The following is a 20,542-nucleotide window of genomic DNA, read 5'->3' as shown; positions in this document are numbered from 1 at the left end:
AGAGGAACTATATTCACTTCATATTCAACTTTTGAACATGATTACATATTTCTTTTAACACTGACTTCGTAATTATAGAAATAAAAAAAAAGGTAAAATACATAATGTATTTTACCTTTTTTTTTGAACAATCTTGATACAAAATTAGAGCCTTTTACTTAGAGATTTCCAGATTTTGTGAAACTTGACAGAGGTCTGAAAAGAAAAGCATTTGATTCCCTAAGTTTATGAAACATGATTAAAAATACCAAAACTTACTCTAGCATTAACTTTCCATTTTTAAATCCCAAAAACATCAGGCACCTCTAAATTACTCAACAGTCATAACCAATTCATTTTCAACTTCGTTCCTGAAATAAAACTCTTTTTTATAAAAAAATCGTGTGAGGAGCGGAGCTTCTTATTTGAATTCTAACAAACTCTTTTATTACATTTTATAACTAAGTCCACATTCAAAAGTATTGTTTGCATAAGCACCCAATGCTCCAAAATATTTAGAGTAAGCCAGGAAAACACCCAAATCATCAAGCGAAATTCCAAATGCTGTAGAAACAGTTTTATTAGTATGGTAAAACGCAGAAATGTTTATTTTATAATCTGGAAAATTAAACCTTCCACCCATATCCAAAATATCTTTGTGCCCTTTAACACCTCTATAAGCTAACAATGGCTCAACATTTAAGTTTTCATCTCCATTTGATAGTAATATCTTGTAACTTATAGCCGAATAAAAAGTAGAACGATCTGCATAATTTTTAATACCATTATCATTTTCATAGAAAAGATTATGAAGTTTTGGCAAAGATGCCTGAACTGTTAATAATCTGCTAGTATAAGCAATACCCAAATCTCCATCAAAAATGGCACCCTCGTTATAGTTCTGTAGTGCAACATCATCCAGACTTCCTTCCACTTTATTATAATCTATAGCAGAAAATTTTGCACCCGCAGACAAGCCGAAATGTATCTTTTGGTCAACTCCTGTTGGTAAATGATAAGCATAAGTTCCCATTATCCTTGTTCTATTGATTAAACCTGCTCTGTCGCTATTAACATTTAACCCTAGTCCAGTTCTGTTTCCGGAATTGTATTCGAAAGTAGCATTCATTAATATCGGATTTCCCGGAACTTCATCCCATTGTCTTTGGTAACCTACATTAAACTTCATCCCTTTATCTAACCCTGCCATTGCAGGGTTGTTTAAATATTGGTTTTGAAAATACATAGACTCGAATTCTGTTAACTGCGCATTTGCGGAGTTTGTCCCTAATATAATCAGGAACATAATTACCTGTATATAGATTGCTCTCATTGATTTTATTTTCATTGTATTCATTTCTGTGTGGCTATCTTCTAACCATTTTTACTATTCTTATTTATTTTATTCTTAATTGTTATCTCTAATAATTGAAATGAACCCTTTCATTTTAGGTGAACCATTTCCTAGATCAATTAAATAATAATAAGTATCCTCATTAAGTGGAGATCCTTTATAAGTACCATCCCACTCATTGTTATAATTATTTTTAGAATACACTAATCTTGCTGCTCTATCAAAAACTTTAACCGAATTGTTTGGATATTTATCAAGACCTGGAACTATCCAAAAATCATTTTTACCATCTCCGTTTGGAGTAACAATGTTTGTTGGTATAATTTCTTGTGGTACAGCATCTGCTCTATTTACAATAACAGTATATGTTTCTTGTGTACCATCTGGCGCTGTAACCACTACTGTAACTTCGTTATCACCAACTTTTAAATCTATTGGGGCTGTAGCATCTGTAATCGTTTTTCCGTCAACAATCATTTCAACCTTTGCATCCGGATCGATTGATTTAGGTGTAATTACAATTGAGTCAGTTTCATTTGGTACATCTACATTATAATCTTTTGTATCTGTATTAAAAGCAGGACTTAATGTCCCATCACTTACAACAATATCAGATAAACCAGCATTATCAGAAGGCTTATCATTAGCATCTTCTCTTGTAACAATTACAGTGTAAGTTTCTTGTGTACCGTCAGGAGCAGTAACCACTACTGTAACTTCGTTATCACCAACTTTTAAATCGATTGGAGCTGCGTTATCAGTAATCGTTTTTCCGTCAACAATCATTTCAACCTTTGCATCCGGATCGATTGATTTAGGTGTAATTACAATTGAGTCAGTTTCATTTGGTACATCTACACTATAATCTTTTGTATCTGTATTAAAAGCCGGACTTAAAGTTCCTTCACTAACCGTAATATCAGCTAAACCTGCATCATTAGAAGGCTCTCTTGTAACAACAATAGTATATGTTTCTTGTGTTCCGTCAGGAGCAGTCATAACTACTGTAACTTCATTATCACCAACTTTTAAATCGATTGGAGCTGCGTTATCAGTAATCGTTTTTCCATCAACTATCATTTCAACTTTGGCATCCGGATCTTTTGGTGTAGGTGTAACTATGATTGAGTTAGTTCCATTTGGTACATCAACTGTATATCCTTTAGTGTCTGTATTAAAAATAGGACTTAAAGTTCCTTCACTAACCGTAATATCAGCTAAACCTGCATCATTAGAAGGCTCTCTTGTAACAACAACAGTATATGTTTCTTGTGTTCCGTCAGGAGCAGTCATAACTACTGTAACTTCATTATCACCAACTTTTAAATCGATTGGAGCTGCATTATCAGTAATCGTTTTTCCATCAACTATCATTTCAACTTTGGCATCCGGATCTCTTGGTGTAGGTGTAACTATGATTGAGTTAGTTCCATTTGGCACATCAACTGTATATCCTTTAGTATCTGTATTAAAAACAGGACTTAAAGTTCCTTCACTAACCGTAATATCAGCTAAACCTGCATCACTAGAAGGCTCTCTTGTAACAACAACAGTATATGTTTCTTGTGTTCCGTCAGGGGCAGTCATAACTACTGTAACTTCATTATCACCAACTTTTAAATCGATTGGAGCTGCGTTATCAGTAATCGTTTTTCCATCAACTATCATTTCAACTTTGGCATCCGGATCTCTTGGTGTAGGTGTAACTATGATTGAGTTAGTTCCATTTGGCACATCAACTGTATATCCTTTAGTGTCTGTATTAAAAACAGGACTTAAAGCTCCTTCACTAACCGTAATATCAGCTAAACCTGCATCACTAGAAGGCTCTCTTGTAACAACAACAGTATATGTTTCTTGTGTTTTTCCATCCTGTGCTGTAATTATAGTAGTAATCTCATTTTTACCAACTTCTAAAAGAATGTTTCCACTAGCAGTTCCATTAGCTACTTCTTTTCCGTTTACTGTTATTGTTGCAGTAGTATCAGAAGTAAAAGGTGTAACTGTAATATCTTTAACATCGTTTTTTACTGTAGCTGTATAATCTTTAGTTACCTCTGCAAATACTGGGCTTAAAGTACCTTCGCTAATAGCTAAATCTGTCATACCTGCATTACTAGAAGGCTCTCTTGTAACAATTACAGTATAAGTATTAATAGTTCCATCTTGAGCTGTTATTATAGTGGTAATCTTATTTTCACCTACTTGTAAAGTAATTTCTCCGCTAGGAGTTCTACTAGGCACTTCTACTCCATTTACTGTTACTTTTGCTTCAGTGTCTGCTGTAGTTGGTGTAACTCTAATAGTTTTAACATCATTTGGTACTGTAGCTGTATAATCTTTAGTTCCTTCTGCAAAATCCGGACTTAACTTACCTTCACTAATAGCTAAATCTGTTAAACCTGCATTAGTAGATTTAGTCACTTCTAAAGTACCAGAAACGAAAGTAATATCATAATTTGTTGATTTTGCTCCACTAACTGTGATGTCATATTTTCCTACTGAACTATCTTTAACTGCCAACGTAACAATTGTCACTGGCATACTTAAACTTGTAACAGTATCTCCATTTACAAACCCAACATAAGTTGCTGTTAAAACTGGATTATCAATACCATGCTCTTTTTCTTTATTATCTGCTGTGATTTTTAGCTCAGCAGGAGTAACAGTTAATAATCCTTTGTTATCATAAGTAATGGTATAGTTTGATGAAACTGCTTCACTAGCTATGATTGAATAAGTTCCTACTCCACTTCCTATAAGTGCACTAGTTACAATTTTAGCTGATGGAGCCAAACTTGCTTCAGTATCTTCATTTACAAAACCAACATAACTTACTGTTAAAACTGGATTCTGAGATCCGTAAACTTTACTATTATCATTTGTTGTAATAGTTAAAGCCGCAGGAGTAATAGTTAATGATCCTTTATTAACATATGTAATTTTATAATTTGATGAAGCCGCTCCAGTAGCTGTAATTTCATATTTTCCTACGGGGCTTCCTGTAACTGCTGTAGTAGCAATTGTAGGCTTTGCGGTTAAATTCGCTTCAGTTTCACCAGGCACAAAACCATCATAACTTACTGTTAAAACTGGATTCTGAGATCCGTAAACTTTACTATTATCATTTGTTGTAATAGTTAAAGCCGCAGGAGTAATAGTTAATGATCCTTTATTAACATATGTAATTTTATAATTTGATGAAGCCGCTCCAGTAGCTGTAATTTCATATTTTCCTGCTGGGCTTCCTGTAACTGCTGTAGTAGCAATTGTAGGCTTTGCGGTTAAATTCGCTTCAGTTTCACCAGGCACAAAACCATCATAACTTACTGTTAAAACTGGATTCTGAGATCCGTAAACTTTACTATTATCATTTGTTGTAATAGTTAAAGCTACAGGAGTAATAGTTAATGATCCATTTATCGGCTCATATTTAAACTTATAATTCAATGCCTCTGCTCCAGTAGCAGTGATTGGATAAGTTGTTCCTGCTACACTTCCTTTAACTGCCGTAGTTGTAATTGTAGGTAGTTTAATTAAAATCGCTACAGTCTCTCCATTTACAAATCCATCATAACTTACTGTTAAAACTGGATTGTCTGATCCATAAGCTTTTTCCTTGTTCTCTGCTTTGATAGTTAATTCTGCTTTATCTACAGTACTTGTCGCTATTGGTATATTTACCGTAGTTGTACCATTACTCGTTAAAGCAATATTTCCAGAAGAATAACTTCCTGCTGCAGTTGTCGCTTTTAATCGAACATAAATCTTTGATTGCGCAATATTACCAGTCGCTCCAAGAGTAAGTGTATTAGCAAAAGTAATTCCATCTGTACTTACTTCAAACTCTGAAGATGGCGTAACTACAATTCCTTCAAGCATTGCGATACCTGTTATATCAAAGTTTTTTGATACTGATGGTGTGCCATAAATTGTCGTTAATGCTGGTAAGCTATTTGTACTTACTACTATTGTTGGTCCAACATTTACGATACCACTATTAGAAGTAAAATAAACATTATTTTTATTCACTGCGTTTGAAAGTGAGCTTCCCCATGATCCACCAGATCCTGCATTGCCACCAAGTTTTATACTTTTAGCTGTATGCACGAAACCAGCTGTAAGATCAGCAACTACTCCAGTCGCTATAGAAAAAGTATCATTTATTGTAGTTTTAGCACCAAATGTTTTAACTCCAGTTCCTGATAATACCAAATTATTATAAGTTATGGATCCTGATCCTAAATTTTGAGCTCCTCCATTAAATTCTACTGTACCGGTTCCTGGTACAAAATTACTTCCGTTACCTACAACATCTCCTGAAATTTTTAAAATACTTGAACCTCCGTTTAATGTTCCTTGGGTTCTAATCCATTTAGTAAATGTATGAGTCAAATTTTTTCCAAGATTAAGTGCTCCACCTATACCGTCAATTGTTAATTCTTCTGCCTTAACATTAGCTGTAAAAGTAGCTGTTCCAGCAGTTTTGCTCATAACAACTCCCTTTGTAGATACAAAACCACCAATATTTTGATTGCTTGTACCTGTCAAATAAACATATCCATCAGTTATTAATGACCCTTCGCTGTTCATAAAATTACCCGCGAAATACATATTACTGTTGTTACCAACTACTAATGAAGCTTCTGAATCTATGATAAGCGACACTCCTTTATCAAATTTCTTCTCTAAATTATCACCTATAGTGACTACTTTTGGAGCAATAGTAGAAATCTGAACCCCACCTTTCGAAACAAAGGGAGTAACCCACTCCGGTCCAACTGTCTGATTCGATACACTATTGTACCTTAAAGCTGCATTATCACCATAAACTGGCGCAGCAGAAGCTGTTGCAGAACCAGTCATAGTTAGCGTACCATTTACAATTACTCCAGAACCAATTGTTCTTACACCACTACCAGAAAGCGTTAGATTATGATAACTATATGCACCAACAGATCGTGTTGTTGTACCATTATAAGTTACAGTTCCTTTTTGATCTGATACAGTACCAGTATTTAAAGAACCTCCAGTCATCATTCCTCCAATTAGTAAATTTCCATCTCCGGAAAAAGTCACATCATTTTGAAGCGCAGTTCCATTCATTTTAACATCACCTTTTACAGTTACAGTTGAGCCGATATTTAAACTACACTTGCTGGTAGCTACGCTACTATTCATAATTATTGATGCAGTAGTCAATCCACCTAACCCCTTAACTGTCAAAACAACAATACTACCTGGAGTTGAATTTTGCAACGTAAGAGTACCGCAAGTAATTCCTGGGATAGATATTATCGGCTGATATAGCACATTGGGCCCGTTTGATATTAATATATCATTGTCAAATGTCGGCATTCCTTCAGGCGCCCAATTTGCATCATCATCCCATGCAGTGCTCTGGGCTCCTGTCCATGTTTTTAGATCTTGGCCATATCCTATATTAAATAAAAGAATGGCTAATACTATAAGTAAATTTTTGTTCATTTTTATTTTATTTCTGTTCGTTTTTTTTTAAGTTTTTATTCATTTTTGCTAATTTTCTATTTCATCTTTTTAATTTTTTAAATTCATTTATTTATCACTCTTTTTTTAATTTTAAAGACCAATACAACTCTTTAAAAACAATCGCACATAACTCACTAAACATTAATTTTAAAATTCTCAAAAAACACTTTAAGCAAGTAGGAATTGTACAAAAAAACAACCCCAAAAACATAATGTCCTGATTGTAAAATTATTGCAATTATAAGTTGGCGAGTTAGCCAACCATGAGGGTTAGCGCTATTATATTATTCAAATATTGCAGTAATTAAGATCTGTTTTTACTTTCAAAAGTTTTTAAACTGACAAATAAAGATATTTATAAGAAATATAGTGTTATTTTAAAAATATAAACAAGTATAATCTTTAAAAACCAAAAAATGCTCAAATATTGTACTTCAATAACAATCTAATCAAATAGATAGCACAAAGTAGATCCTGGAATTGAATAAAAGAGGTAAAAATGATAAGCTTTGAGTTCCAATGATTACCAATTAAGACTCATAAAGAGAACATGTGATAATTCATATATTCAAAAAAAAAAAAAAAAGGTAAAATACATAATGTATTTTACCTTTTTTAGGGAATGCCTCGGTACAAAATTCGAGCCTTTTACTTAGAGATTTCCAGAGTTTAGGAAAGAAAATTTACCCCTGATAAAACTGAATACATAATTTACCTCAATCGGTAAATCATTTCAATTATTTACCCAAGCTCATTTGTTTTTTGCCCCAGATCCTCATTTGATTGATAAAAGGGATTAATTCTATTCCATTTTCAGTAAGAGTATATTCAACACGAGGTGGAACTTCAGCATAAACCTTTCTTGAAATTAGTTCATCGGCTTCTAATTCTTTGAGTGTTTGAGTGAGCATTTTGGGGGTTATACCTTCAACTATTCTTTTTAATTCACCATATCTCATCAAACCATCTTTTAAATACCATAAAATTCTTCCTTTGTATTTCCCGCCTATTCTTTGAAAAGCATAATCAACTGGACAATATGCTTTTTTTAAACTTTTTTCCATTAATTAATTTTTTAAATTACTGGTAATCAACAATAGTATATTATTAGTATCTTAATCACTAAAATGTATGTACTTGCAATAAAGATATTAAATTACTTTATTTACTATAGTCTTTAAAGGAAAATGAATATAAAACAATTAGCAGTATTTATGTTATTCACCATAATTGCTTGCAAATCGATATTATTGAACGCAAAAAAAACAATATGAGTAATTTAGCCCAACAAGATTCAGTAAACATAAAAGTATTAGAAATCCGTAATTATTTATTAAAACCAAATTTAGTCGATAAGTTCAGTGATTATTTTCATTCCAAATTTGTTGACCAAATGAATGAAATGGGTGGCTACACTTTGGGAGAATTCAAAATTAATAGCGTAAATGATAGATTTGTTTGGTTTCGTGGTTTTACAGACATGAAAACTAGATTAAAATTTTTGAATGATTTTTATATTGATAGTGCAACTTGGAAAGAATATGGTAAAGGTGCAAACCAGATGATGATAAATTCTGACAATGTTTGTTTATTACGACCATTAAAGAAAGAAATTAATAGTGGATTGCTAAAAACCGATAAAACAATTACCGTTGTAGATTTTTATATTTGTAACAGCACACTTGAAAAGGTTATTGACCTATTTGACACTACATATATTCCTTTTCTTAAAAATTTAGAAATAGAAGATATAACACTTTGGGTAAGCGAAATGACTGAAAATGATTTTCCAAGACTACCCGTTTTTCAAGATAAAAACCTTTTAGTGAGTATTACACATTACAAAGATGAAAATGACTTTTATACCAAGCAAAATGAAATTGATAATATGCCAAGTGATTTAAAAAAATCGATGCAAGAGTTAGTAACCACTCAGAATAAATTAATGCTTTTAAATCTGAATCTTAAAAATCTAAGTTAAAAACTATAAAGGATTCAAACCGGTAAACTTAATAAACATAAAGAGGTTATCAATCAGTTTAAACTATCGATGATTTTGTCGAACATAAAAAAAGCCTGTAAAATATTGATTTTACAGGCTTTTTAATTTTCTTGTGACCACGGTAGGGTTCGAACCTACAACCCTCAGAGTCGAAATCTGATATTCTATCCAGTTGAACTACGCGGTCAAAATATTTAAAATTCAATTTTTTAAATTCCAAATTCCAATTTTAAGCTTGGAATTTGGAATTTATTTTTTGGATTTTTTATACTAATAATTTCTTCACAATAGTCGAAATGGTTTTTCCTTCAGCAGTTCCACCCAATTGAGCAGATGCTAATCCCATTACTTTACCCATTGAAGCAATTCCAGAAGCTCCAGTTTCTGCAATGATTTTTGCAATAACTGCCTCTACTTCTTCTTCGCTTAATTGTGCAGGCAAGAATTTCTCGATTACAGCAATCTGAGCTAATTCTGGCTCTGCTAAATCTGGACGATTTTGCTCTGTAAAAATTCTAGCGCTCTCTTTACGAGTTTTAACTAGTCTCTGAAGTAATTTAATTTCATCATCTTCCGTTAATTCTTCTTTAGATCCTGTAGCTGTAGCAGCCAATAACATTTCTGATTTAATTGCTCTTAAAGCTTCTAATGCAACAGTATCTTTTGCTCTCATGGCGGTTTTAATTTCGTCCATGATTAATGTTTGTAAACTCATCTCAGTTTTATTTTTTTATAAGCCAGGCTTATAGATTTATATATTTATTTAAAATTTGTTCTCTCCTTATTTATCCTGAACAAAGCCGAAGGACTCGAACTGATAATAAAATTCACTTTAAAAGTCTATGAAAGAAGTCAAATTTCTAATTCTGTGCGAAGATAAAAAAAATAACCCGAAAATTAAATTCAATTTTCGGGTTACCTCATTTTGATTTTATCGTATTAATCTACGTTGTCGTGCAAAAATGAATTGTTAGAACGCAACTGTAAATCATTATTACTATCTGTTCCTACAGAGATTCTAGAATTTGTGTTGTTCTGTGAACTGTTAGAAAGATCAATACCTAATCTTTTATAGGCTGGCTCTTTCTCTAGTTCTTCAACTCTAGAAACGTTATTATGGAACTTATAATTAAACTCTTTTAATTTCTTTCTTCTTTCGTCAGCTCTCAAACGTAGTGTTTCTTCGATAGTTAATTCCATCGGAGATACCTCTGCAGAAAAATTAGTTTCCGGAGCAACCGCTCTTTGGTGAACTGTAATATTAAGCTCTTCTGGAATAACTTCTTCAATTACCTTTTCAACAGGTTTAGATGAAGTAAAATCATTTTCAAGCTCCATATACTCTTCCAAAGAATATTTGATAATTCCTTTATCCGAAAGTTCTGTAACTGGAACAAACTGAACTGGCTGATTTACTTTAATATCACGTGTTTCATTTGATAATTCAAATAAAACTCTCGTGTCTTCTACTACTGGCGGAGTTTTAACTTCTGGCTCAGTTCTAAAAAGAGGCAAGTCAAAAGAAAAAGTAGTTTGCTCTTCTTTTTCTACGATTCTATGTTGAACAGCTCTTACAGGGGCAACTTCAGGAGCTGAAATAGTAAAATCAATATCTGTAATTGGAGAAACGATTTCAAAAGTCACATCTAAATTTTTAATAAATTCAGACATTACAACTAATTCATCTTCGTTAATCACTGGAGTTTGAACAATCGGTGCAACTGCTGTAGGTGCAGGAGTATCATCGATTAATTCAAAAACTATTTTTTCTTCTGGTTTTGGTGTTGAAGGGGTTTCAGCATTCAAATCAAAAGAAGTAACTGTTTTATTCGTTAAATTATGAACACTTCTTTGCTCATCTTCTAGCGTATGGATAATTTTTTTAGGCTCTGTATTTACGATTTCATTTTGTTGTTCAACATCAAAACCAGTCGCAATAATTGTAACAGCAATAGCATCACCAAGAGTTTCGTCTTCACCAACCCCCATAATGATATTAGCGTTAAAACCTGCTTCTACCTGGATATGATCATTGATCTCTCCAATTTCATCAAGAGTAATCTCGTTAGAACCTGAAACGATAAGCAACAATACGTTTTTAGCTCCCGTAATTTTATTGTCATTTAACAATGGAGAATCTAATGCCGAAATAATAGCATCTTTTGCTCTGTTTTCTCCAGATGCAGTAGATGATCCCATTATAGCAGTTCCACTATTAGACAATACTGTTTTAGCGTCACGTAAATCGATATTCTGAGTATAGTGATGCGTAATAACTTCAGCAATACCTCTTGAGGCTGTTGCCAAAACTTCATCAGCTTTAGAGAATCCTGCTTTAAAACCAAGATTTCCGTAAACTTCTCTTAACTTATTATTATTAATTACAATTAATGAATCGACTTGCTTACGTAACTTTTCGATACCCAAAAGCGCTTGCTCCTGACGTACTTTACCTTCAAAAAGAAACGGAATAGTAACGATTCCAACTGTAAGAATCTCTCTTTCCTTGGATAATTGTGCAATTACTGGCGCAGCACCTGTACCGGTACCTCCACCCATTCCTGCAGTAATAAATACCATCTTGGTATTGCGATCCAACATCTTCTCGATGTCTGCAATACTTTCAATAGCCGATTGCTGTCCTACATCTGGATTGGCACCTGCTCCTAAACCTTCTGTCAAGTTAACCCCTAACTGAATTTTATTAGGCACGGAACTATTTTGTAGCGCTTGTGAATCTGTATTACAAACGATAAAATCTACTCCTTTAATTCCTTGTTTAAACATATGGTTTATGGCATTACTACCTCCACCTCCTACACCGATAACTTTTATTACATTTGATTGATTCTTTGGTAAATCAAATGAAATGCTTCCAAATTCTGAGTTGCCCATCATATTTTTGGTTTTTTGATATTAAATATTAATTCTTGTATTATTTCAAATCGCTTATTCAGCGTTGTCTAAAAAATCTTTGATTTTATCGACATAGCGGTCAAAAAAGGATCTTCTTATTTTTGTTTCAGTCGATTCTTCCTTAACTACTTTCTTCACTTCTTCAACAGTTTCTACATAAGATTCTTCAACCTCATAGTGTTGCTGTTGTACCGGAGCTCTATGTACTGGTGCCTTTGGTTGTTCTATAACGTCCAATCTTACGGCACTTTGAGTTCTATTTTCAATGCTGTTCATTACTAAACCAACAGCTGTAGCGTATAACGGACTTGAGATTTCTTCGTTAGAATTTCCTGCCAAATGCTCATTTGGATAACCAATTCTGGTATCCATTCCTGTAATGTACTCTACTAATTGCTTAATGTGTTTTAGTTGAGCTCCACCACCTGTAAGAACAATTCCTGCAATTAATTTTTTACGAGGATCTTCATGTCCATAAGCTTTTACTTCTGTAAAAACCTGATCTACGATTTCGACTACACGAGCGTGGATTATTTTTGATAAATTCTTCAAAGAAATTTCTTTTGGCTCTCTTCCTCTTAATCCCGGAATCGAAACAATTTCATTGTCTTTGTTTTCACCTGGCCATGCAGATCCAAATTTAATTTTCAATAATTCAGCTTGTTTCTCAATAATCGAACAACCTTCTTTTATATCATCTGTAATTACATTTCCTCCAAAAGGAATTACAGCCGTATGACGAATGATTCCGTCTTTAAAAATTGCTAAATCTGTTGTACCGCCACCGATATCGATAAGTGCTACTCCTGCTTCTTTTTCTTCCTGACTCAATACTGCATCTGCAGAAGCCAATGGCTCTAATGTTAAGCCTGACAATTCTATTCCTGAACTCTGAATACATCTTCCTACGTTTCTTATAGATGAAGCTTGTCCAACTACAACGTGAAAACTAGATTCTAATCTTCCTCCGTACATTCCAATCGGTTCTTTAATCTCCGATTGTCCATCAATTTTAAATTCCTGTGGTAAAACGTGAATTATTTCTTCACCTGGTAACATCGCAAGTTTATTAACCTGGTCTATTAAAAGCTGAATGTCATTCTCGCCAATTACCTCTTCAGGATTGGTTCTGCTAATGTAGTCTGTATGCTGGATACTGCGAATATGCTGTCCTGCTATACCTACAACTACATCTTTAATCTTGTAACCCGAATTATTCTCCGCTTCATGTATCGCTTGCTGAATAGATTGTATTGTTTGAGTAATATTGTTTACAACACCTCTCGCAACACCTAAGCTTTTTGATTTTCCTATTCCCAGGATCTCAAGCTTACCATATTCATTCTTCTTACCTATCATGGCAACAATTTTGGTTGTACCAATATCTAGACCTACTGCAATATTATCTTTTCCCATTATCTATTATTTTGTGCAAACTACTTGTTCCGTAAACCTAAGATCTATCCTTTTGTATTTGTATAACGAGCTATCCAAAACTGCCTTTTGAAAAAAGGCTTTATAATTATTAAATTTTCGCTCAACATTTATTGTTCTGCCAAAATCTATCTCGTAATTAAAATTTCTGTTAAGCATTTTTAAGCTACCATTAGGCATAATTTGAATCGCAATGATATTTTTTTTCAAAAATGCATCGTCAAAAATCATGCGGAATAATGTAGCTAATTCTTCGTTATTTTTCTCATTTAAGTTCCCCGAAACAAGAGGAACTCTAGCTGTAAAATTATCCGACAAAGGCATTTTACTACCCTCGTAATCAATATAAAACGACTCATTCCCGTTCATAATGCGGGCTATCGGCGTCTTCTGTTTTACTACTGCTTTTAGAATACCATCAATACTCACAAATACATCTGATTTTTCAATCATCTCTTGCGTATTAAGGGCTTTCTCTATCTTATTCAAATCTAACCCTTCTTTTTTAATGCTAGAAGCATCTTTTTCATTTTCTATTAACAATTTATTAACCGCCTCCGGCTTAACAAAAATAGCGTTTTCCCCTACAAAAACAACAGTCGATTTCTTCAATTTTCGCTCTCCATTTCTATGAGAAGTAAACGAAAATAAAACAATAACGACTCCGAACATGAGTACCAAACGAAGATTTATCCAATTAATTAGTTTCATTTAAAATGTTTTTAATTGACGGTACTAATTCTCCTAAATCACCCGCTCCAATAGTCACAATTATGGTTGCATCGCTAGCCTTAATTGATGCTAATAAATCATTTTTAGCAACTATTTTCCTGTTAGAATTACTCATTTTATCCATTAACCATTGCGATGTAATTCCTTCCATCGGCAATTCTCTTGCTGGATAAATATCTAATAAAATCACTTCATCAAATGCTGATAAACTTTTGGCAAAACCATCGACAAAATCTCTTGTTCTGCTAAATAAATGTGGCTGAAATATAGCCAGTACTTTTTGTCCCGGATACAATTCTCTAACCGCTTGATTAACTGCATTTATCTCTGTCGGATGATGTGCGTAATCATCTATATAAACCAGATTATCTGTTTTTATCTGATAAGAAAAACGTCTTCTTATTCCTTTAAATGAAGCCAAAGCTTTTGCAATTGCATTGGTTGATGTTCCGTATGTTTTTGCCATTGCAATAGCCATTAACGCATTCATTAAATTATGCTTTCCTGGCAAACCAAAATGTAAATCTTTAATTGTTTCTGATGGTGTTTGTACATCAAAAATATAGCTCCCTTTAGCAATCCTTACATTAAACGCTTTAAACGGAGCATCTTCATTTATAGCACATTGAACTCCCTCCAGAGGCAATTCTTTGGTTATAAAAAGATTGTTTTTATCTTCAACTTTTGAAGCAAATTCTACAAAAGACTCTTCAATAGCTTCACTTGTTCCGTAAATATCCAAATGATCCGCATCCATAGATGTGATACAAGCAATATTTGGGTGTAAATGCAAGAACGAACGATCAAATTCATCAGCTTCGACAACAGTAACCGTTTTTCCGTTTCCTATTAAGTTCGAATTATAATTCTCAACAATTCCACCTACAAAAGCAGTAACATCAGCTCCACTTTCGTAAAGAATATGTCCTAAAATACTAGATGTTGTTGTTTTACCATGTGTTCCTGCTACAGCAAAACTAAAAGTACCCTGAGTAATGATTCCTAAAACTTCAGCTCTTTTCTTAACCTGATAATTTCTTTCTAAAAAGTAATTCCACTCCGAATGTTTAGTTGGAACTGCTGGCGTTATAATTACTAGTGTATTTTCTACAAAATAATCACTTGGAATTAAACTGATATTATCTTCAAAATGAATATTAATCCCACTTTCGATAAGTTCACTTGTAAGCATTGAAGGTGTCTTGTCGTAACCTGAAACTTGTTTTCCAATGTTCTTGAAATAACGAGCCAGAGCACTCATTCCGATGCCTCCAATTCCTATAAAATAGACGTTCTGTATTTGGTTTAAATTCATTTCTTATTATTTGTAAATTATTCTAAAATCATATTAATCAATTCTGAAAAAACATAAATAGCCAAAATTATAACTATTAATGAGCCTAAATTTTTTATTGATTTATTGAAATATTTTTTATTTTTTTTATAATCTAAATAATATGCTACACCAATCAATACAATAAATAAAAAAGATATGATTAAAATGTAACTCATAAATTATTCTTACTTAATCAACTTTATAATTTCTGCAACGATCGCTTTTGTTGCACCTGGCATTGCCAATCTTTTTATATTCTCTCTAAGCTGTTTTTGCTTCTCTTCATCCTTCAACAACGCTTCAAAAACAATGCTAAACTCGCTATTTAACTCAGATTCTTTTAATAAAATCGCACCCTTCTGATCTACAATAGCTTGTGCGTTTTTTGTTTGATGATCTTCGGCAACATTCGGTGACGGAATAAAAATAACTGGCTTTCCAACTATACATAATTCCGAAACTGATGACGCTCCTGCTCTTGAAATAATTACATCGGCAGCTGCATAAACAAAATCCATTCGCTCTATAAAATCAACCACTTTTACATTTGGCTGATTGTATTTTTTATAATCTTCAAAATATAATTTCCCACATTGCCAGATTACCTGAACATTTTGCGAAAGCATATTTGGTAATTCTTTTTCTATTAATTGATTCACTCTTCGAGCACCAAGACTTCCGCCAAGAACCAACAATGTTTTTTTATTTGCATCTAAATTGTAAAATGCAATTGCTTCGTCTCTTTTGCTATCAATATCAATTAAATCCTGACGAACAGGATTACCAGTTAAAACAATTTTATCTGCAGGAAAAAAACGCTCTAAGTTTTTATAAGCTACACAAATTGCATTCGCTTTTTTGCTAAGCAACTTATTTGTAATTCCCGGAAATGAGTTTTGTTCTTGGATAACTGTTGGAATTCCTGCCGAACCTGCCATTTTTAATAATGGCCCGCTCGCAAAACCTCCTGTACCGATAACTACATTTGGTTTAAATGCTTTTATTATTTTTCTTGATTGCAATAAACTACTCATTAACTTAAAAGGAAACATGGCATTCTGTAAAGTTAATTTTCGTTGTAACCCAGCAATCCAAAGACCTTTTATTTCATATCCTGCTTGTGGTACTTTCTGCATTTCCATTTTGTCTTTTGCACCAACAAAAAGAAATTCAGCATCAGGATATTGTAATTTTAATTCATTCGCAATTGCGATTGCAGGATAAATATGTCCTCCTGTTCCACCACCGCTTAATATGAATTTATATTTTGTCATATTTTTAAATGTTACTACATCTTAAAAATTATTATATTCTCTTTTTACTCTAACTACCTCATAACAGCTTCCATTGGATTCTTTGCATTGTCTTCTATAGAATATGCTGCTGCTACTTCTTGATCACTCCCTACTTCATTCTCTTCTTCTAATTGTTTATCGATTAATTTCTTAAGCGCTTCTTCTCTTTTTTCCTTTTCTTTCAGCTCTTCTTCAATTTCTTCGTCTTTTTTGGTAACGCTAATAATGATTCCAAGTGCAAAACATGTCATCCAAATCGAACTACCTCCACTACTAATAAGTGGCAACGTTTGTCCTGTTACTGGCAACAATTCGACCGCAACAGCCATATTAATCATCGCCTGAAATATCATAGGAAATCCGAGCCCGACGACGACTAATTTCCCGAATAATGTATTGGCTTTATGCGATGCGATTACAAATCGGAACATCAGTAATAAATACAAACACAAGATTGTTAATCCCCCTATTAAACCGTATTCTTCTACAATAATTGCATAAATAAAATCGGAAGATGATTGTGGCAAAAAGTTCTTCTGAACACTTTTACCAGGCCCTAAACCTCCTAATTTTCCAGATGCAATTGCAATTTTTGCTTTCTCTATCTGATAATCATCTTCATCTGGTTTATCAGTCGTAAAATTCTCGATTCGGCTTCCCCATGTTCCTACCCTACTAAAAAAGCGGGATTCAGGAAACGCTTTCGCTAAAAGAAGAAAGAACAAAAACATTACAACTCCCGAACCTATAATTAATCCTATATATTTTAAGGGATATTTACCAATAAACGTAAGCATTAATACCATCGAAAAGATAAGCGCTGTTGTCGAGAAATTCGCTGGCAAAATAAGCATCAGCGTAACAAAAACCGGCATCCAAAGCTGTATCAACGAGGTCTGAAAAGGTTCATCTTCATCTCTTGTTTTCGATAAATAACGTGCCACAAAAATAAACAACACCATCGATGCTAATGTAGATGTCTGAAACGTAATCCCGATAAACGGAACCTGTATCCATCGACTCGCATTTGCTCCAGCAATAACGGTTCCTTTTAAAAGTGTATAGGCTAACAAAAGCCAAACTACTGGCAAGGCAACTTTAGAAATTGCTCTAAAATAATGGTACGGTACTTTGTGTACCCAGTAAATAATTAAAAAACCAATACAAATATGAGCCAAATGTTTTACCAAATACCCTAGTGTATTTCCTGTTCCATGACCTAAATAGGCCAAATTACTACTCGCACTAAAAACAGGCATAAACGAAAACAAAGCCAATAAAGCCACGAATGACCATATTACTCTATCTCCTTTTAATTTGTTTACTAGTTCTTTCATCTTCAATATTGTTTAAAGTTATTTTTGTTTAATGTTCAAAGTTGCTCAACCTTAAACATTAAACCTTAAACTTTTTTATAGGTTGTGAACCGCCTGCTTAAATTGCTTCCCTCTGTCTTCGTAGTTTTCGAATAAATCGAAACTTGCACAAGCTGGAGACAGTAATACTGCATCACCTTTTTCGGTTAAGCGTTGTGCTGTTTTTACAGCGTCGTTCATATTATTAACTTCAACCATAATATCAACTACATTTCCAAAAGCATCGATAATTTTTCGGTTATCAACTCCAAGACAAATAATAGCTTTTACTTTCTCACGAACCAATGACATTAATTCGTTATAATCATTTCCTTTATCAACACCACCAACAATCCAAACTGTTGGAGCATTCATACTATCCAAAGCAAAGAATGTAGCGTTTACGTTTGTTGCTTTTGAATCATTAATATATTGTACATTCTGAATTTTAAGAACTTTTTCTAAGCGGTGTTCAACGCCTTGAAAATTAGATAAACTCTCACGAATTGTTGCATTTCTGATTTGCATCAACTTAGCTACTGAACTTGCTGCCATTGCGTTTTTCAAATTATGTTTTCCTTCTAAAGCAATGTACTCAGTATCCATTGTAAACTCTTCTTGGTTAATCTTGATTTCCATTTTGTTGTTTTTTATAAATGCTCCTTCATTGAATTCTTCTGTCAATGAAAAAGGAATTAGTTTTGCTTTTGTCGTGTTATTTTTAAGCCATTCGGCTGATGCTTCATCATCGCCATCATAAATAAGATAATCACTTTCTGTCTGATTCATCGTTACCCGAAACTTCGAGTTAATATAATTTTCATACTTATAATCATATCTGTCTAAATGATCTGGACTAATATTGGTTATAATCGCAATATCTGGCCTGTAATCTATAATCCCGTCCAATTGAAAACTGCTTAGCTCAAGCACGTAAAAATCAAATTTGTTTTCGGCTACCTGCCATGCAAAACTCTTTCCGATATTACCTCCCAATCCTACGTTTAATCCTGCCGACTTTAGCAAATGATAGGTTAACATTGTTGTTGTTGTCTTACCATTACTTCCGGTAATTCCAACTGTTAAGGCTTCAGTAAAAGGTTTTGCAAACTCAATTTCGGAGATTACTTTAATTCCTTTTTCTATAAGCTTCTTAACTATAGGTGATTTTTCAGGAATACCAGGACTTTTCATGACGACATCGGCATTCAAAATCAATTCTTCGGTATGCTTTCCTTCTTCCCAGGCAATTCCGTTAATGATAAGAACTTCTTTATAACTCTCGTTTATCTTTCCATAATCGGAAACAAAAACATCATATCCTTTCTTTTTTCCAAGAATAGCAGTACCAACACCGCTTTCTCCACCACCTAAAACAACTAACCTCATATTATCTTAGTTTTAATGTTACGATAGACAATATGGCTAACATGATTGCAACAATCCAAAAACGGGTTACAATTTTACTTTCATGATACCCTTTTTTCTGGTAATGATGATGCAATGGCGACATCAGGAAAATCCTTCGTCCTTCGCCAAAACGCTTTTTTGTATATTTAAAATAAGCTACTTGGATAATTACTGAAGCACTTTCGGCCAAGAAAATACCACAGAACAAAACAATCAGCATTTCTTTACGAACTGCAATTGCCAAAACAGCTATAATACCTCCTATTGTTAAACTTCCAGTATCTCCCATAAAAACAGATGCCGGATATGAATTGTACCATAGAAACCCAATTAATGCACCTACGAAGGCGGATATAAAAACGGTCATTTCTCCCGAATTGGGGATATACATTATATTGAGGTAATTCGAGAAAATAATATTCCCGGAAAGAAACGTAAATATCCCGAGTGCGAGGACGGACACTGCCGAGGTTCCCGCTGCAAGACCATCTATTCCATCGGTTAAATTAGCTCCATTAGAAACTGCTGTGATAATAAAAATTACAACTGGAATAAAAATTAACCAAGCCCATTTTTCATATCCTTCGCCTGTCCAAGCCAATAATTCAGCATAATCAAATTCATTATTTTTAAAAAAAGGAATAGTTGTAACAGTCGATTTTTCTTCAATTAATGCTGGAACTATAACACTAGTTGTTGATTGTACTCTATAAATATCACTATTACCAGTATCGGTTCTTACGGTAACATTTGGGCTAAAATAAAGCACTGACCCTACAATTAAACCTAAACCTACTTGACCAATAACTTTAAAAATTCCTTTAAGTCCTTGTTTGTCTTTTTTGAAAATCTTGATATAATCATCCACAAAACCAATTACTCCCATCCAAAGGGTGGTTACAATTAGCAATACGATATAAATATTATGCAGTTTAGCAAACAACAAAACAGGCACAAGGGTAGCAAATATTATTATTAAACCTCCCATTGTTGGTGTACCAGCTTTTTCATTTTGACCAGCAAGTCCAAGCTCACGAACAGTTTCTCCTACTTGTTGATTCCTAAGGAAATTGATAATTCTCTTTCCGTAGATTGTTGATAAAAGCAACGAAAGCAAGAAAGCTAAAGCCGATCTAAATGTGATGTACTGAAAAACTCCTGTTCCTGGCACATCTAATGTTTTGTCTAAATATTCAAATAAATAGTATAGCATATATCTGG

At 33.4% G+C, this 20,542-nt stretch carries 13 protein-coding genes and 1 tRNA gene; 1 reads left to right on the top strand and 13 read right to left on the bottom strand.

The annotated features are described in order from the left end of the window. Nucleotides 1-427: 427 nt before the first annotated feature. From SHI72_RS00905 to SHI72_RS00895, 3 genes are all read right to left on the bottom strand, one after another. Nucleotides 428-1,327 (bottom strand): PorP/SprF family type IX secretion system membrane protein, encoded by a 900-nt coding sequence (locus tag SHI72_RS00905; protein WP_323488750.1) that lies wholly within the window; start codon nucleotides 1,325-1,327, stop codon nucleotides 428-430. A 60-nt stretch (nucleotides 1,328-1,387) separates the two neighbouring features. Next, entirely contained in the window at nucleotides 1,388-6,820 is a 5,433-nt protein-coding gene (locus SHI72_RS00900; RefSeq protein WP_323488749.1) for a cadherin-like beta sandwich domain-containing protein, read from the bottom strand. A 758-nt stretch (nucleotides 6,821-7,578) separates the two neighbouring features. Further along, entirely contained in the window at nucleotides 7,579-7,905 is a 327-nt protein-coding gene (locus SHI72_RS00895) for a winged helix-turn-helix transcriptional regulator (RefSeq protein ID WP_039114499.1), read from the bottom strand. Between the two features lie 206 nt (nucleotides 7,906-8,111). Here SHI72_RS00895 and SHI72_RS00890 point away from each other — a divergent pair, with 206 nt between their 5' ends. After that, on the top strand, nucleotides 8,112-8,822 hold the full coding sequence (locus SHI72_RS00890; RefSeq protein WP_052259479.1) for a hypothetical protein: 711 nt from the start codon (nucleotides 8,112-8,114) through the stop codon (nucleotides 8,820-8,822). 134 nt (nucleotides 8,823-8,956) lie between these two features. On the opposite strand, the gene SHI72_RS00885 is transcribed toward SHI72_RS00890, so the two are convergent. From SHI72_RS00885 to mraY, 10 genes are all read right to left on the bottom strand, one after another. Further along, nucleotides 8,957-9,030: transfer RNA gene (locus SHI72_RS00885), tRNA-Arg, on the bottom strand. A 78-nt stretch (nucleotides 9,031-9,108) separates the two neighbouring features. Next, complete coding sequence (locus tag SHI72_RS00880) at nucleotides 9,109-9,558, bottom strand: GatB/YqeY domain-containing protein (protein WP_039114496.1); 450 nt, start codon at nucleotides 9,556-9,558, stop codon at nucleotides 9,109-9,111. A gap of 224 nt (nucleotides 9,559-9,782) precedes the next feature. Beyond that, nucleotides 9,783-11,741 carry a cell division protein FtsZ gene (ftsZ, locus tag SHI72_RS00875; protein WP_323488748.1) on the bottom strand — a complete coding sequence of 653 codons (1,959 nt, stop codon included), beginning with the start codon at nucleotides 11,739-11,741 and terminating at the stop codon, nucleotides 9,783-9,785. Nucleotides 11,742-11,792: 51 nt separating this feature from the next. Continuing rightward, a complete protein-coding gene (ftsA, locus tag SHI72_RS00870) occupies nucleotides 11,793-13,175 on the bottom strand; it encodes a cell division protein FtsA (RefSeq protein ID WP_039118455.1) in 1,383 nt (460 codons plus the stop codon). A gap of 6 nt (nucleotides 13,176-13,181) precedes the next feature. Continuing rightward, complete coding sequence (locus tag SHI72_RS00865) at nucleotides 13,182-13,904, bottom strand: cell division protein FtsQ/DivIB (protein WP_323488747.1); 723 nt, start codon at nucleotides 13,902-13,904, stop codon at nucleotides 13,182-13,184. Next, nucleotides 13,891-15,240: a UDP-N-acetylmuramate--L-alanine ligase gene (gene murC, locus SHI72_RS00860; protein ID WP_323488746.1), complete on the bottom strand. Its 1,350-nt coding sequence runs from the start codon at nucleotides 15,238-15,240 to the stop codon at nucleotides 13,891-13,893. Before murC ends, SHI72_RS00865 begins: the two co-directional genes overlap by 14 nt. A gap of 206 nt (nucleotides 15,241-15,446) precedes the next feature. After that, nucleotides 15,447-16,535 carry an undecaprenyldiphospho-muramoylpentapeptide beta-N-acetylglucosaminyltransferase gene (gene murG, locus SHI72_RS00855; RefSeq protein ID WP_039114487.1) on the bottom strand — a complete coding sequence of 363 codons (1,089 nt, stop codon included), beginning with the start codon at nucleotides 16,533-16,535 and terminating at the stop codon, nucleotides 15,447-15,449. A 53-nt stretch (nucleotides 16,536-16,588) separates the two neighbouring features. Beyond that, nucleotides 16,589-17,893: an FtsW/RodA/SpoVE family cell cycle protein gene (locus SHI72_RS00850; protein WP_039114486.1), complete on the bottom strand. Its 1,305-nt coding sequence runs from the start codon at nucleotides 17,891-17,893 to the stop codon at nucleotides 16,589-16,591. Nucleotides 17,894-17,968: 75 nt separating this feature from the next. Beyond that, nucleotides 17,969-19,300, bottom strand: coding sequence for a UDP-N-acetylmuramoyl-L-alanine--D-glutamate ligase (gene murD, locus SHI72_RS00845; protein WP_039114485.1), 1,332 nt, complete (start codon nucleotides 19,298-19,300; stop codon nucleotides 17,969-17,971). A gap of 1 nt (nucleotide 19,301) precedes the next feature. Then, nucleotides 19,302-20,534 (bottom strand): phospho-N-acetylmuramoyl-pentapeptide-transferase, encoded by a 1,233-nt coding sequence (mraY, locus tag SHI72_RS00840; protein ID WP_039114483.1) that lies wholly within the window; start codon nucleotides 20,532-20,534, stop codon nucleotides 19,302-19,304. Nucleotides 20,535-20,542: the final 8 nt, after the last annotated feature.

Source organism: Flavobacterium sp. PL02 (assembly GCF_035013205.1).
Classification (GTDB): domain Bacteria; phylum Bacteroidota; class Bacteroidia; order Flavobacteriales; family Flavobacteriaceae; genus Flavobacterium.
Note: the sequence above shows the minus strand (reverse complement) of the source record. Positions and strands in the feature narration are given on the sequence as shown.